Annotated in this window: 16 protein-coding genes; 10 read left to right on the plus strand and 6 right to left on the minus strand. The window is 30.8% G+C overall.

Annotated elements, in window-relative coordinates:
• Positions 1-91 precede the first annotated feature (91 nt).
• Positions 92-1,810, minus strand: coding sequence for a cation:proton antiporter (locus Q0J35_RS05730; RefSeq protein WP_297194066.1), 1,719 nt, complete (start codon positions 1,808-1,810; stop codon positions 92-94).
• 157 nt (positions 1,811-1,967) lie between these two features.
• Here Q0J35_RS05730 and Q0J35_RS05735 point away from each other — a divergent pair, with 157 nt between their 5' ends.
• The 7 genes from Q0J35_RS05735 to Q0J35_RS05765 are packed head-to-tail and all read left to right on the plus strand — an operon-like array spanning position 1,968 to position 7,491.
• Positions 1,968-3,017, plus strand: coding sequence for a flagellar basal body P-ring protein FlgI (locus tag Q0J35_RS05735; protein ID WP_297194004.1), 1,050 nt, complete (start codon positions 1,968-1,970; stop codon positions 3,015-3,017).
• Positions 3,017-3,343, plus strand: a complete 327-nt coding sequence (locus Q0J35_RS05740) for a hypothetical protein (RefSeq protein ID WP_297194007.1) — start codon at positions 3,017-3,019, stop codon at positions 3,341-3,343. The genes Q0J35_RS05735 and Q0J35_RS05740 overlap by 1 nt, the downstream gene beginning before the upstream one ends.
• Before the next feature lie 58 nt (positions 3,344-3,401).
• Positions 3,402-3,602 carry a flagellar biosynthesis anti-sigma factor FlgM gene (locus Q0J35_RS05745; RefSeq protein WP_297194010.1) on the plus strand — a complete coding sequence of 67 codons (201 nt, stop codon included), beginning with the start codon at positions 3,402-3,404 and terminating at the stop codon, positions 3,600-3,602.
• Positions 3,603-3,644: 42 nt separating this feature from the next.
• Positions 3,645-4,079, plus strand: a complete 435-nt coding sequence (gene flgN, locus Q0J35_RS05750) for a flagellar export chaperone FlgN (RefSeq protein WP_297194012.1) — start codon at positions 3,645-3,647, stop codon at positions 4,077-4,079.
• An 11-nt stretch (positions 4,080-4,090) separates the two neighbouring features.
• Positions 4,091-5,923, plus strand: a complete 1,833-nt coding sequence (gene flgK / locus Q0J35_RS05755) for a flagellar hook-associated protein FlgK (RefSeq protein WP_297194014.1) — start codon at positions 4,091-4,093, stop codon at positions 5,921-5,923.
• The gene (locus Q0J35_RS05760; protein ID WP_297194017.1) at positions 5,923-6,675 is read left to right on the plus strand and encodes a TIGR02757 family protein; all 753 of its coding nucleotides are present in this window, start codon (positions 5,923-5,925) and stop codon (positions 6,673-6,675) included. The genes flgK and Q0J35_RS05760 overlap by 1 nt, the downstream gene beginning before the upstream one ends.
• 39 nt (positions 6,676-6,714) lie before the next feature.
• Positions 6,715-7,491: a TSUP family transporter gene (locus tag Q0J35_RS05765; RefSeq protein ID WP_297194019.1), complete on the plus strand. Its 777-nt coding sequence runs from the start codon at positions 6,715-6,717 to the stop codon at positions 7,489-7,491.
• Here the strand turns inward: Q0J35_RS05765 and Q0J35_RS05770 are convergent.
• The 3 genes from Q0J35_RS05770 to rsmH are packed head-to-tail and all read right to left on the minus strand — an operon-like array spanning position 7,488 to position 9,915.
• Positions 7,488-8,360, minus strand: coding sequence for an aminotransferase class IV (locus tag Q0J35_RS05770; protein ID WP_297194021.1), 873 nt, complete (start codon positions 8,358-8,360; stop codon positions 7,488-7,490). The genes Q0J35_RS05765 and Q0J35_RS05770 overlap by 4 nt on opposite strands.
• A 2-nt stretch (positions 8,361-8,362) precedes the next feature.
• Positions 8,363-8,986 (minus strand): hypothetical protein, encoded by a 624-nt coding sequence (locus Q0J35_RS05775; protein ID WP_297194023.1) that lies wholly within the window; start codon positions 8,984-8,986, stop codon positions 8,363-8,365.
• Positions 8,987-8,994: 8 nt separating this feature from the next.
• Positions 8,995-9,915 carry a 16S rRNA (cytosine(1402)-N(4))-methyltransferase RsmH gene (rsmH, locus tag Q0J35_RS05780; protein ID WP_297194024.1) on the minus strand — a complete coding sequence of 307 codons (921 nt, stop codon included), beginning with the start codon at positions 9,913-9,915 and terminating at the stop codon, positions 8,995-8,997.
• A gap of 114 nt (positions 9,916-10,029) precedes the next feature.
• On the opposite strand from rsmH, the gene Q0J35_RS05785 reads away from it, so the two are divergent.
• From Q0J35_RS05785 to ftsZ, 3 genes are read left to right on the plus strand one after another with little or no spacing between them, the layout of a single operon-like run.
• Positions 10,030-11,520: a peptidylprolyl isomerase gene (locus Q0J35_RS05785; protein ID WP_297194026.1), complete on the plus strand. Its 1,491-nt coding sequence runs from the start codon at positions 10,030-10,032 to the stop codon at positions 11,518-11,520.
• A gap of 2 nt (positions 11,521-11,522) precedes the next feature.
• The gene (gene ftsA, locus Q0J35_RS05790) at positions 11,523-12,908 is read left to right on the plus strand and encodes a cell division protein FtsA (protein WP_297194028.1); all 1,386 of its coding nucleotides are present in this window, start codon (positions 11,523-11,525) and stop codon (positions 12,906-12,908) included.
• A gap of 17 nt (positions 12,909-12,925) precedes the next feature.
• Entirely contained in the window at positions 12,926-14,050 is a 1,125-nt protein-coding gene (gene ftsZ / locus Q0J35_RS05795) for a cell division protein FtsZ (protein WP_297194030.1), read from the plus strand.
• Positions 14,051-14,069: 19 nt separating this feature from the next.
• Here the strand turns inward: ftsZ and Q0J35_RS05800 are convergent, their stop codons facing one another.
• Positions 14,070-14,858: a shikimate dehydrogenase gene (locus Q0J35_RS05800; RefSeq protein WP_297194032.1), complete on the minus strand. Its 789-nt coding sequence runs from the start codon at positions 14,856-14,858 to the stop codon at positions 14,070-14,072.
• The gene (locus tag Q0J35_RS05805) at positions 14,855-15,643 is read right to left on the minus strand and encodes an SPOR domain-containing protein (protein ID WP_297194034.1); all 789 of its coding nucleotides are present in this window, start codon (positions 15,641-15,643) and stop codon (positions 14,855-14,857) included. The genes Q0J35_RS05800 and Q0J35_RS05805 overlap by 4 nt, the downstream gene beginning before the upstream one ends.
• Positions 15,644-15,649 lie beyond the last annotated feature (6 nt).

Consider the following 15,649-nt stretch of genomic DNA (forward strand, 5'->3'; position numbering starts at 1 on the left):
CTTTTTAAAAAAAATAACACCTTTCAATCTATGTTTGCTATATCGGCAAAATATATTATTACTTTAGTTTTTGTGTAGATTATATTTAATTTTAATTATTGCTTTGGTTTTCTATTTTAACTTTTGGGTGTTCTTCTTTATATTCTTCTATTGCTTGTAGTATTATTTTACCAATAGTTTGAGCCAATTCTCTTCTTTCGTGTATCACAGAGTAAATACCCATATTTTTTAATTCGCTTTCAAGCTGATCAAATTTTGTTGAAACAATGATTTTTATATGATGATTTATGGATAGTATATCTTTTATGGCTTTAAATGTTGTTTCTGGTTCTCTTAGAGCCATTACTACAGCTATACAGTCTGATACATTTAAATTCTTAAATAAAGTTTTATGGGTTACATCTCCATATATAACATTATCTCCTTTTTTTACGCCTTTTTCTACTTTTTCATATTTATTATCTATGCAGACGTAATCTACATCGCAAGCTTTAAGATAAGTGCAAATATTTTGTCCTAATATACCGTAGCCACAGATGATTATTTTGTGTTCGTTTTCAACGTTTTTAAGCTCTGTTTCATTTATTCTTGCCGTATATTTTTTGAAGCTTAGGTATTTTAAGGCTAAATTTGTGCATGATTCTAGTTTTTCTAATATAAAAGGTGTAGCTATCATTGAAAAAATAACCATTATGGTTAAAAACTGATAAATTTGTTCCGGTTTTATTGATTCAAAAAATTCTTGTCCAAATAGATATAAAACACCTCCATCAAGACTTAAATTTAAAATTTTATTTTGTGAAGCAAGTAAAAACACAGCAAAAGAGAATTCGCCTATTTGAGATAAACTTAATGCAGTTTGCATGCTTATTTTATTGCCCATAAAAAATTTTAGCAAACCGTATATTACAAAAGCTTTGGCTAACATCATTAAAATTACGAAGATTATTATTAAAACAAAATATTTTGCCAAAAATACTATATCAACTTGCATACCAATAGTTATAAAAAACACGCCTAAAAGCAAATCTTTAAAATATATAAGGACGTTTTCAACTTGATATTTATAAGGGGTGTTTGATATAATCATACCCGCTAAAAACGCTCCAAGAGATAAAGAAAAACCAAAATAATGACTTAAATAAGCGGCTCCTAATACTATCAAAAATACTGTTCCCACAAAGATTTCATCTGTTTTCATATTTGCAGAAGATCTAAGTATAATTTTGGCTAAAAATTTACCCGGTAAAAGTAGCAAAACCAGCACTATTAATGCTGAAATAAATGTTGTTAAAAGTAAATAAGATACGCTTGAGCCTTTGTCGCTTAAAAGCTTTATCATAAGTAATATAGGTATTACAGCTAGATCTTGAAAGATTAAAATTCCAACTGTTGCTTTTCCATAAAGGGTTTTGCTAAGATTGTTTTCATTTAGATATTTTAAAACTATAGCTGTTGATGAAAGGCTTATTGCGCTTGATATTATTATTGAGGTTGATGCGTTAAAGCCAAAAATATAATGACAAACTATAAAAAAAGCAAGGATTGTAAGTATTATTTGCAAACCACCAAAAAGTAAGACTTCTTGCCTCATAGATGCCATAGTTTTAAACGAAAATTCAAGTCCTATTGTAAACATAAGAAATACTATCCCAAGCTCTGCTATATGATTTAAATCCCCCATATCATTTAGTGGAATTTCAAAAAAATAAGCAGTGCAAACACCAGTTAGTATATATCCTATTATTGTTGGAATTTTAAGTTTATATAACAGTAAGCACGATACTACAGCTATAGCTAGAACTAATATTATGGATAGGAGAGGTTCTATTTGGATTCCTTTTTTGATTTTAGAATTATTATTATAATTATATCAAAAAATGTTCTTTTACACATTTATTTTTTTAAAAAACTTTGGAACGTATTTTGCTTTAGTTTTTGAAATTTTTATGATTGAAGGATTTATTATGAGGGTTTTTTTACTTTTTATGCTTGCTTTTACAAGCATTTATGCGGTTCAAGTTAAAGATCTTGCCAATACTGTTGGTGTTAGAGACAATCAGTTAATCGGTTATGGTTTGGTTGTGGGGCTTAATGGTAGTGGAGATGGAACAAATAGTGAATTTACAATACAATCTATATCCAACCTGCTTCAAGGTATGAATATAAAAGTAAATCCAGATGATATAAAATCCAAAAACACAGCAGCTGTTATGGTTACAGCAAATTTACCAGCTTTTGCAAAGAGTGGTGATAAAATAGATATAACTGTTTCATCTATGGGTGATGCAAAATCTTTACAAGGCGGAACACTTTTACTTACAGCTTTAAGAGGTATAGATGGTGAAATTTATGCTATAGCACAAGGCGTTGTTTCTGTAGGAGGCATAACAGGCGGAGTTGGCGGTAGAGGTGGCAATCACTCAACTAGTGCAAATATCATAGGTGGAGCTAGTGTGGAAAGAGAAATACCTTATAATTTTGCAGATAGTGGAAATTTAACTTTGAGTTTAAAAGAGGCGTCTTTTAAAACAGCAAATGATATACAACAAGCTTTGAATTTTTCTTTTGATAATGAAGTAGCCCAAGCTTTAGATTCAAGGACTATAAAACTTAACAAACCTGATGAATTTTCTGCTGTTGAATTTATGGCTAGAGTTTTGGAGCAAGAGGTTGATTTTACACCAGAAAGCAAGGTGGTTATAGATGAAAGAACAGGCACTATAGTAGCTGGAGTTAATATAGAAGTAGAACCTATATTAATCACACACAAAGATATAACTATAAAAATAGAAGCAAATTCAAATGCTGCTTTAGCTCAAAATGAAGTAGATATGAAAGATGGTGGTATAATAGATCCTAGTTCAAATACAATTAGAATAAATTCGCAAAAAACAACTGTTGCAAATGTAGCTAGAATGCTAAATAGGCTTGGAGCAAGCCCTACTGATATAATAGCTATAATGCAAAATTTAAAAAGAGCTGGTGCTATAAGTGCTGAATTAGAGGTGATATGATGATGGTAGATAATTTCTTAGCTAGATATAATTCTCAGCTAAATACAAATTTGTTAAACAAGGTAAAAGAAGCAGATGATGCAAAAAGCAAGGAAGAAGAGAAGAAATTCGATGAAGCTTTAAAAGAGCAAACCGATGCTTTTGAAGCTTTTATGATAAAAACCGTGCTTGATGTATCTTTGCAAGATAAGGTTTCTATTTTTGAAAAGGATAAGGCTAGTGATGAAATTTATTCATCTATGTATAATGATGCTATGAGTAAGGCTTTAAGTGGTGGAATGGGCTTTTCTGAATTATTATTTAATTTTTTAAAAGAAAGGTCTTAAGTTTTTTTCTGTTTGGTCGATATAGCTTGTAGGTAAGTTTATTTCTTAGGAGCTAAATATGATTAATGCAGTTAAACAAGGATTTGTGGCTAGTGCTAACATTAGCAACTCAAACCAAGTCAGTAAGGAAGTCAGAACAGAAGGAACTCAAAGAGTGGAGAATGATAGGCTTTCAAAGATAGCACAACAAATCAAAAATGGCGAATATAAGCTAGATATGGGTGCTACTTCAAAAGCTATTGCAGACGATTTTCTTTAAAAAGTCTTTTTCTCCTTTTGAGTATCTTTGAAAGGAGAAAAAATGATTAAAAAATACCTTGATGAGAGTAATTTACTCTTAGATAAACTTATAGAACTCACAAAAGAAGATATAGAAAATATAAAACAAGCCAAACACGATACAGTCGCACAAAGCGTAGAAAATAAAAATAACCTTATTAAAGAATTTCAGTTGGTTAAAAAAAAGCTAGATGATGCTTTAATAGAATTAAGTGAAGGCGGTAGCAAGGATCTTGCTGCTTTGCTTGATGATGAGGATAAGGAAAAGCTTGGCGAGTTTAAAAAGAGATTAAAAGAACTTCATAAATTTAATAAAGAATACGCAAAATTAGTGGTTGTTGTGAAAGGTTTTTTTGACGGTTTGTTAAATAATATGTTTGATGGACAAAGTGGAACAGATAATGCTTATAGTAAAAAAAATACAGAGATAGACTCTCTTTTTAAGATAAATGTTTAAAGGGTAAGGTTATGGGCATATTTGCTACATTATATCAAGGCGTATCAGGTCTTAAAGCTTCAGAAATTCAAATTTCAACTACAGGCAACAACATAACAAACGCAAACAGCACTTTCTATACAAGACAAAGGGCAGTTCAAACAAATGCTGGTTATTACAATGGATACGGCGGTATAGAACTTGGTATGGGAACTAGGATAGATACCATAGTAAGATTACACGATGAATATTCTTATGCTAAATTAAAAGACTCTAGCACAAAACTTGAATATACAAATTATATGAAAACAAAACTAGAGGAGATAGCAAAAAGATTTCCAGATATACAAACTGACGGTATATTAGCAGATTTAGAAGCTTATAATGCAGCGTGGAATTCATTTGCAACTTCGCCAAATGATGGTGCTTTGAAAGAAAATTTGATAACAGTTACTCAAACTTTAACAGAACATATGAACAAAGCATATGCTGATATTGTTAAGATGGAGCAGTCTATAAATGAAGATATAGTTATGACTGTTGATGAGATAAATAGAATAGGTAAGGAAATAGCTAACATAAATAAAGAAATAGCAAGGCAAGAAATTTTGGTTACAGACCATGCTAACGCTTTAAGAGACAAAAGAGATGAGCTTGAACTTACATTATCTAAATTGGTTGGTGAGATTACTTCAAAAGAAATTATCGAGCAAAACAGTATGCTAGAAAGCACTATGACAGACGGTGGAACTCATTATGTAATGTCTATACAAGGGCTTCTTTTAGTTGATGGCACTGAATTTCACCCTTTGCAGTTAATAACTGATGAGGTTACAAACAGCCATAAAGTCGTATATCAAGGCATAGATGAAAAAATAATAGATTTAACAGAAAAGATAACAGGTGGAAAATTAGGTGCACAGCTTGATTTAAGAGGTAGAAAATATGATGAGAAAACACAAACTTGGAGCAATGGTCTCATACAAGATTATAAGGATATGTTAAATACTTTTGCAAAAACCTTTATGACTTATACAAACAATGTTTATGCACAGTCAGCAAAACCTTCTTTAAGCTCTGATCATTTTTCTCATTTGCAAAATGATACAGTTCTTATGAATTATGATAGAAATATCCAAATAGGAAGTTTTGATATAGTTGTATATGATGAAAAAGGCGTAGAAGCTACTAGAAAAACTATAACTATAGATGTAAATACCACTATGCAAGACATTATAAATCAAATTTCATCAAACACAGATGACAATAATGACTTAAACAATCAAAACGACTTAGACGATCATGTTAGTGCTATGTTTTCCTATGATGGAAGGACGAATCAAGGACAGTTTCAAATAAATTTAGTAAATCCGGGCTTTAAAATAGCTATAGAGGATAATGGCACTAATTTTCCGGGTGCTTTTAATATAGGAGGCTTATTTACAGGCACAAATGCGAATAACATAGCTGTAAAAGGGGAATATATAAAAGATCCTAGTCTTTTAAGAGGTAGTAAAAATGGTAGCGATGGCGATAATGAAATAGCAAATGCCATAGTTCAACTTCAATATGAGGAGATAAATTTTTACAATGCCGATGGCACTGTAGATAAAAAGTCAATAGATGGGTATTATAGACTTTTTACAGGAAAAATAGGAGCTGATGGTGAGGCTAACAACAACACTCACGATACTAATACCACGCTTTACAATTCTTCATATGAAGAATTTCAGTCTTTAAATGGTGTAAATACAAATGAAGAATTAGCTAAATTGATACAGTATCAAACTTCTTACGGAGCAGCTTCTAAGGTTGTTACAACAGTAGATCAAATGCTTGATACTTTATTGGGGCTTAAACAGTAATGCTTACAAAGCAAAAATTAGATGAATTAGCTATAAAAAAAAATACTCAAAATGCTTTGTTTGAGCATGCTGACCCCTTGCAAGTTGCTAGTATATATAAAGATGAATTTATATCTTTGTTATGTGCTTTGTTTGCTTATGGAAATGCAAAACTTATAGTTAAATTTTTATCTTCTTTAAATTTTTCTATTTTAAATTTAAGTGAAAATGTAATAGAAAAAGAGCTAAAATCATTTAAATACCGCTTTCAAAGCGAAAAAGATGTGATTGAAATTTTCATAACACTTAGAAGATTAAAACAAGAAGATAGTTTAGAAAATTTATTAAGCACAGCATACGAAAAAGGCGGCATAGTTTTTGCCCTTAAAAATTTGATAGATAAAATTTATAAAATAAATTCTTATAGCAGTTTTGGTTATGATTTTTTCTTTGGTAAAAAATTTGATAAAGAGCCAAAATCCCCGCTAAAAAGATATAATATGTATTTGCGTTGGATGGTCAGAAAAGACGAGCTTGATCTTGGGCTTTTTACAAGAATCGATAAAAAAGATCTTTTAATACCGCTTGATACTCACACGCATAAAGTAGCCCTTGCTTTTAAACTTATGCAAAGAAAAATTTATGACTTTAAAGCCGTTTTGGAACTAAGTGCTAAGTTAAGAGAATTTGATCTTAATGACCCTATTAAATATGATTTTGCACTTTATAGATTAGGTCAAAGTAAAGAGTATAAAAATTTGCTAAAACCTTGAAAAAATTAAGTTATAATAATATTTTTCAAGGTTTATTTTATGGATATAGCAAATTTTGAACTCGATAGCATTTATTATTTTATATTATTTTTTATAGCTATACTAGCTGCTTTTATAGATTCAATAGTAGGAGGCGGAGGTCTCATAACCCTACCTGCTTTAATTGCAAGTGGCGTTCCAGCTCATCTAGCTTTAGCAACTAATAAACTTCAAAGTGTTTTTGGAAGTTTTACAGCAAGTGCTACGTATTTTAAATCAAGAACTATGGAGCATTTGGCTTGGGGAGTGTTTTTTACAGGTCTTGGTGCAGGTTTTGGTGCTTATACCGTTTTGCTTATAAATGATAAGCATTTAAGGCTTATAATATTATTTTTTCTTACCCTTACTTTTTTATACACTATTTTAAAACCAAATTTAGGAAAACATAAAAGTGAAGCAAAAATAAAGAATATTAAAATTTTTCATATACTGTGCGGAACTAGTATAGGATTTTACGATGGATTTTTAGGTCCTGGGACTGGTTCTTTTTTGATTTTTGCCTGTGTATTGTTGCTTGGTTATGATATGAAAAACGCAAGTATAAATACTAAAATTTTAAATTTTTCAAGCAATATAGTATCTTTGGGTGTTTTTTTATGGCATTATGACGTGCTTTGGTTGGTAGGCATTTCAATGGGATTAGGTCAGATAATAGGAGCTTTTTTAGGAGCAAGACTTGTCTTAAAAACAAATGCAAATTTTATAAAATTACTATTTGTGGTTGTAGTGGCTGCAACGACTACAAAGGTGGCTTATGATTACATAAAAACTTTTTAAAGGGTTTTATTTATACTAGCTTCCTCTTTCATACCTTTTATATATCTTTCTCTAAGTTTTTTGCTAAATTCCCCGACTATTCCATTATTTATCAGCTTATCTTCTACCTTTACAACCGCTAATATTGGTAAAGTAGCAGCTGATATAAAAACTTCATCAGCTTCATAAACCTCTTTCACTGTAAATGCTCTTTCTTGCACTTTAAGCCCGAATTCCTTAGCATATCTTAAAATTTTTCCTCGTCTTATGGCTAGTAAAATTTCATTAGATAAGGGTTTGCTTATAAGTGTTTTGTTTTTTATGATAAACGCAGAAGAGCTTATACCTTCGGTTATATAAGAATTTTCCACAAAAAAACCTTCATAAGCTTTAGCTTTTTTTACCATTTCCTTTGCATAACACTGTGCTAGAAGTGATGTGCTTTTTATATCTCTTCTTTTCCAACGAAGTTCAGGGACAAAGATTATATTTACACCGCTTGTAGCAAGTGGATTTTTTTCTATCATAGCTTCATAAACAAAAGCCATAACAGTTGCTTTAATATCTTTTGTAAAAGCAAAATCTCTACTAGTAACACCTCTGCTTACTTGCATATAAAGACCACCTTCTTTTAGCTTATTTTTACTTATCAATTCTTTCAAAAAAGCTATCAACTCATCTTGTGTATAGGGCAAATCTATGCAAATACTCTTTAAATTTCTTTTAAGTCTTTGCAAAAACTCATTCATATCAACTAAAACACCGTCGATGATAGGAGCTACTTCATAAATAGCATCCCCAAAGATAAATCCTCTATCAAATACACTTATTTTAGCTTCATTTTTATGTAGAAATTCTCCATTTAAAAACACTATGTCTTTTTCTGGCATATTTACTCCAAATAATCTAGAATTTGGTTTTGAAATTTCATATTTTCAAGCCCATGTCTTAATTCTTTATTTTCCTCATTTAAAACGCTTTCTTGACTTCTTAAAGAGGCTATTTCTCTACTTAAATAATATATATTGTTTCTTATGTAAATTTGTGGCACAAATACCGCACAAGCAAAAGCTATGAGCAAGATAGAAAATAATAAATTATTAAAATTTAAATTCTTAACCTCACTTGTTGCTTCTTTGTAACCATCAAGCAATAAAGACTTTGTTTTTGCGGAATTGTCAGTTTCTGTATTTATCTTTTGCTCTTTTTTTGCATTTTTCTTTTTTTTATCTTTTTCAAATATCTTAAGCTTAAATTTCTTTTTTTCTTCAAGTTTTACATTGATTAAATCCTCTTTTAAATATATATCTTTGTTGTTTTTAGCTTGATTTTGATGTTCTTTATAAAATTTATCTTTTTCACTTTGTTTGTTTTTTCCCATACGTTTTTTTAATAAATTTTCGTCATCTTCAAAATACCTTATCTTATCTACTCTGCCTTCTTTTACGGCACGTGAGTATTCAAGCATTTTTTGTCTTATATTTTGTTTTTCTTTTAGAAAATCTTCATTTAACATTTTTGACCTTACCTAAAATAAAAGAGTCTCATTTTAGCACAACTTGATCTTGAATTTGCTTTTATTTCATCTAAAGTAGCTTGTATAGGTTTTTTACTTAAAATTTCTCCTTTGCTATTATTGTTGCCACACGTGCATTTATACGCCATTTCACCGCATACGCACGATTTAGACCATTGTTTAAAGAATTTTTTTACTAAGCCATCTTCTAAAGAATGAAAACTTATTATCGCTACTATGCAGTCTTTTAAAGCATTTTGTTCTAAATTTTTTAATAAAGTCTCTAATGCCTTTAATTCAGAATTTACTTCTATTCTTATAGCTTGAAATACCAAAGTAGCTTTTGATATAGAGCGACCTTTAAGCTTTTCTTTTCCGATTATTTGCCTTAGTTCTTTTGCAGATTCTATTTGCTTTTTAAGCCTATAAGAATATATTTTTTCTGCTATATTTTTTGCATCTTTAAGCTCTGCAAAATCCATAAAAATTCTTTGTAAATCTTCCTTGCTATACGAATTTACCAGCTTTTTCGCATTAAAATTCATACTTTTATCCATACGCATATCTAAGAAATTTGAATTTGTGCTAAAACCTCTTTCATCTTCATCGAGCTGATAAGATGAAACACCAATATCAGCTAATATAAATCTTAAATTTTTTATCTCATCTGTGCTTAGTTTGCTAAAAATATCCTTAAAATCACTTTTTATTATCTTAACTCTATCTCCAAATTTTTTAAGTTTTGTTTTTGAAAATTCCAAAGCATCTTCATCTTTATCACACGCTATTAGCTTTAAATTAGGGGCTGTATTTAATAATGCTTCACTGTGTCCAGCAAAACCTAAGGTGCAATCAAGTGCTATGCCATCTTTTTTAGTTGGCAGATATTTTAAAAATTCATCAAGTAATACAGGTATATGTTTGCACATCTTATTTTTCCGCTTAAAATTTTAAATTAATAATATCAAATTTTTAGGAATTTTAGCCTTACATTAAGGCTTATTATTGTATAATACAGTCTTTATAGCAAGGTAGGATAATTAATGATAACTTGGATGCAAAGACATAAGAAATGGCTTGTAGTAACTATTTGGATAAGTGTTATAGCTTTTGTCGGTGCTGGTTTTGTTGGTTGGGGAGATTATGATTTTAACATAAATCGTTCCTCTTCTGTTGCAAAGGTTGGAGATGAAAAAATTTCTATAATACAACTAAACCAAAGATACGGTCAAATTTTTTCATACTACAATGAGATTAGCAATGGCACGCTAACAGAGCAAAAAGCAAAAGAGAGTGGTCTTGATGCTTTAGCATTGCAAAGCTTGATAGAAGATAAGCTTTTGATTTCTTTTGCAAAGAGATTGGGCTTAAGCGTAAGCGAAGATGAAATTTTAAGAGTTTTGATAAATGACAAGCAATTTTTAGATTCAAATGGTTTATTTGATAAAAATATATATTACAATACCTTGGCTCAAAACGATATAAAAGCTAGTCAATATGAAGAAATGGTTTCTGATAATATTTTATTAGATAAACTATCCTTGATTTTTTCTTTACCTGTTAAAGAAAATGAAATAGAAATGCTCGCCTCTAGTTTTTTTATGCAAGATGTATTAAGTGTAGAGCTGCTGAAAGCTGATACTGTGGATATTAAAGTAGATGAATCCGAACTTGAAAAATTTTGGCAAGAAAGAAAAAACGATTATAAAACGCAGGTTTCATATGAATTATCTACTTATTTTATGCCTATAAATGATTCTAAATTAGACGAAGCTTCTTTAAAGCAATTTTACGAAACAAATAAGCATAATTATAAAGATTTTACGGGAAAAATTATTTCCTTTGATGATGCTAAAAATGAGCTTAACAAAGATTATGCTTTAGAGCTTTTAAAAAGTGAAGCAAATAGCAAATATATAGCTTTAGATAAGGGTGAGGAAAAATTCCAAGATGATGTTAATGTAAGCGAGTTAGATATTTTTTACCCTTTGCAAACTTTAGAAAAGGCTAAGATAGGTGCTATGATTAGACCTTTTAAATTCGAAAAGGATTCTAAGCTGGGCTATATGATAGCTAGATTAAATAAAAAAGAAAGTGTTAGGGTAAAAACTTTTGCTGAAGCTAGAAATGATGTTTTACCTTTATATAAAGATATGAAAAAGAAAATTTTATTAGAGGAAAAAGCAAAAAAAGCACTAGAAAATTTTAAAGGAAAAAATATAGGCTCTGTTAGCAGAGATAGTTTAAGAGATTCTAGCAGGGTGTCAGATAATCTGATGAATGATACTGAATTTAGTTTATTTTTAATGAATGTTTTTAATCAAGATAAGAAAAAATCTTTTGTATTACTTGATGATAAGGCTATATTATACGAGATAAGCGATCAAATTTTATTAAGCAATTCTAAGCTAGAGCAATATAAAGATAACTTAAGGGCAAATTTGGCTTCTATAAAAGCCTCACAACTTAGAAAAGCCTTGCTTAAAAACTTAGAAAAAGAGTATGAAATAGAAATTTATTATAAAGGGAATTAATCTTGAACATCTTAGGCATTGACTTAGGCTCAACTCAAACTTGTGCTATATTAGCTCAAAAAGACGAAGAGGGGCATCTTAATATCATTGGTTCTGGAAAAGCTAAAACTCAAGGTGTAAAAAAAGGTGCTATAACAAATATAGAACTAGCATCTAAATCTATAGCTCAAGCTGCTAAGGAAGCTCAGATAGTGGCTGGTGTGAATTATGATAAAGTTATAGTTTCTGTGTCTGGGGCTTATGCAAAAAGTGTTAATAGTGTAGGTGTAGTTAATATACCGGGTAGTGAGATAACTATAAAAGAGATACATAGAGCAGTTAGCACAGCAAAACATACTGCTAATATACCAAATGGATATAGAGTTATACACGTTTTACCTTATAATTTTAAAGTAAATGATATAGATAGTATAGATGATCCTCTTGGTATGAGCGGTAACAGGCTTGAAGTTTTGACACATATAGTTATTTCTCAAGAAGTTCATATTAAAAACCTGGAAAAAGCTGTTGGTTTAGCTGATTTACGCATAGATAATTTAGTATTATCAGGTTATGCCTCGTCTATAGCTTGCTTAGATGATAGTGAAAAAGAACTTGGAGCTATACTTATAGATATGGGTGGTGCTATATGCGATATAGTTATGCATATGGGAAATTCTCTTAGATATAATGATTGCCTTTTGATAGGATCTACTAATATAACTCAAGATCTAGCAGTTTCTTTGCATACTCCTTTAAAAGAAGCAGAAAAGATAAAATTAAATTATGCAAATTTAAGCCAAGAGCCTGAAAATTTAGTGAAGGTTCCTTTTATAGGTGATGAGCGAAAAATCAATGATGTAAAATTAGAGATTATATCCAATGTTATATATGCTAGAGCAGAGGAAACGCTAATGATACTTGCTAAAATGCTTAGTGAGAGTCCTTATGCAAACAGTGCCGGTGCTGGCATAGTATTAACAGGAGGTATGACTAAACTTGCAAGGATAGACGAGCTTAGCTATGCTATGTTTGATAATAAATCCGTAAGACTTGCTTCTGTATCAAATGACAAAATTTTTGGCTTTAGTGATGTTATAGCTGATCCAGAAAATGCTTGTGCTATAGGGCTTTGCTTGTATGGGGCTGGGTATTTTACTCCTTACGAGCTTGATTCAAAAGATAAACTTAGATATAAAGGAGAGCCTGAATTATCAAATAAACCTATACAAGATTCTTTAGTATTTGAGGAAGAAAAGGCTGAAATAAAAAGTGAAAATTATACTGAAAATTCAAAAGAAAGTGATACAATTACACTTAGAGAAAATTTAGATTTGCTAAATGTGAGCAAGGGTAAGAAAGATAACCTTTTTTCAAAGGTTTGGAATAAAATAATGAGTCAATTTTAATTTTTGGGAGAGAATTTATGAGCGAGTTCGTAGTTGAAGAAGCGCAACACGCAAGGGGTGCTAGAATAAAGATCATAGGCTGCGGTGGCGGCGGTGGAAATATGATAAACCATATGATGAGAACAGGTTTTGATAAGCTAGATCTAATAGTTGCAAACACAGATGGACAAGCCCTTGCAAAATCTCTCGCTAAGACTAAAATCCAGTTAGGTGAAAAAACAACAAGAGGTCTTGGTGCAGGAGGAAACCCAGAAGTTGGAGCTGAAAGTGCTAGAGAAAATTATGAAGAAATAAAAGCTTGTTTAGATCAAAGTGATATAGTGTTTATAGCTTCTGGTTTTGGAGGTGGCACAGGTACAGGTGCTGCTCCTATAATAGCTCAAGCTGCAAAAGAAGTCGGCGCACTTACTGTTTGTGTTGTAACTATGCCTTTTAATTTCGAGGGTTCTAGAAAGAAAAAATTGGCTGAAGAAGGACTTGCTGAACTCAGAAAAGAAAGCGATTCCATACTTGTGGTGCAGAATGAAAAGGTAAAAAATTTAATAGATAGAAATGCACCTGCTAGCAAGGTATATGAGATGGTAGATGATGTTTTAGCCAAGGCTGTTAAGGGTATGGTATCTATACTTATGGATAGCTCAGAAAGAAATGTTGATTTCGCTGATATTAAGAGTGCTATGGAGCATAGAGGTTTATCTTTGATGGGCGTTGGATATGCACAAGGACCAAATGCTGCTGATGAAGCTATGAATAGTGCTTTAGAATCTCCTCTCTTAGATGGATTTAATGTTAAAAAGGCTAAAGGTGTTATAATACACACTAGAAGACACGAGGATTTTCCATTTATGTCGCTTAATGAAGCCCTAGAAAAGCTTGCTGATATGATAGATGATGATGTGGTTGGCATAAAGCACGGAGATTCTATTGATAATAGTATGGCTACAGACGAGATTGAATTTACTGTAGTTGCGACTGGTTTTGAGTATGCTAATGCTCAAGCCCCTAAAAAAGATGAACAAGTAGTGGAAAATAGACAAAGCTTTTTTGTGCAAACATTAGGTAAAACAGGGACTCTTAATAGAGAAGAGATAATGTATCATATAGAAAACGAACCTGCGTGGAAAAGAAATCAGATGGATTAAAGCTCCATCTGAGATTATTTTACAAATTTAAGGCTTCTAGCATATATTTTTTTATAAGTTCTTGCTTATTTTTTATATTGAAGAATAACTCAAAAGCAAATACACCCTGCCATAGCAACATTTCTAGCCCATCTTTGTATTGCAAATTAAAATTTTTACAGAGTTTTATAAAAGGTGTTTCTTTTCCATAGATAACATCAAAAGCGTATATTGACTCCCGTAAAAGCTCTTTTAATAAAGCTTCATCGCAAGGTAATGTATCATCTTTTAAGCCAACTGATGTGCTGTTTATAACTATATCAAATTTTTTTTCATTCAAATCGCTATACAATGAATTTTGGCAGAAACTAAATTCCTTAAGTCTTTCTTTGCTTCTATTTGCTACAAATACTTCCACACCTTTATCTAACAAAGCAAAAGCTAATGCTTTAGATGTCCCACCTGCTCCAAGTATTAATGCCTTTTTTATATTTTTAAAAGTCGATATTGATTGTAAAAAACCAGGAGCATCAGTGTTGTAAGCACTAATTTTTCCATTTTCTCCTATAATCAATGTGTTAGCAGAACCTATTTTTACAGCCATATCGTCTTTAAAATCCGCTATTTTAAGTGCCTCGTTTTTAAATGGGACAGTTATATTAGCCCCACTTAATTTTAATGATAAAAGCTTTTCTTTTAAAAGTTTTTCATCATTCAATAAATACCTAGTATAAATAGCATCAAGCCCTAAGGACTTGATAGCATTATTGTGCATTCTTGGAGATTTTGAGTGAGATATTGGATTCCCAAATACTGCTAAAAATTTCATTTTACTTGAAATACAAAGGCTTCTTTTTCTACTTTTTCTCTAATTTTTTTAAGCTCATCATTTATGCTATCCTTAGAAAAAGGACCTACAAGAACTCTAGTTATCTCTTTTCCATTTACGGTAGTTTTATAAAGCTTATGTTTATAGCCATTTTTTCCAAGCAAGGCTAATTCTTTTGATTTTGGATCAAAGGTAGCAACAGAAAAAACTTGTATATACATTCCAGCTTCTAGCTTAGAGCTAGTTTTTATGTTTGAAAATAATTCTTTTGTATCTTCTGTTTTTTTAGTTTCTTGTTTTTTAGAAGGCTCTTGATTTTTTGTAGCACTTGTTTTTTTATCACTTTTTGGTGCGTCATCTTTAGTTTTTATTTCCACATCTTTTTTTGGTTCAGGTGGTAATATTGGTTCAGCTTGTGTGCTTGTTTCATTTGCATCTGGTAAAGCATTAGGCATAGTAAAGTTATTATCTATACTTGTATTTTCATCTAATCCTTGCAATCTTTGTCTAAGAGCCTCAAATTCATCTATATCGCTTGTGTTTGAATCTGTTATAGGAACTTCGCTAAAAGGTTTATCCATAGGTGTTTGTGGCTCAGATGGAAAAATGCTTTCTGAAGTGTTTTGTGAGCTTGTATCTCCACTATTGATTAGTTTCATAACTATCATAACAATTAAAAATAATATAGCAAGAGCTATAATCCTAAGTAGAATTTTTTTTATTTTTTCGCTTTTATTTGTTTTGTCTAGTATTATGTCGTCAAAATTATTTTTATTACCGTCCATAAATAT

It is taken from the genome of uncultured Campylobacter sp. (assembly GCF_944323605.1).
In the GTDB taxonomy this organism is placed as follows: Bacteria; Campylobacterota; Campylobacteria; order Campylobacterales; family Campylobacteraceae; genus Campylobacter_D.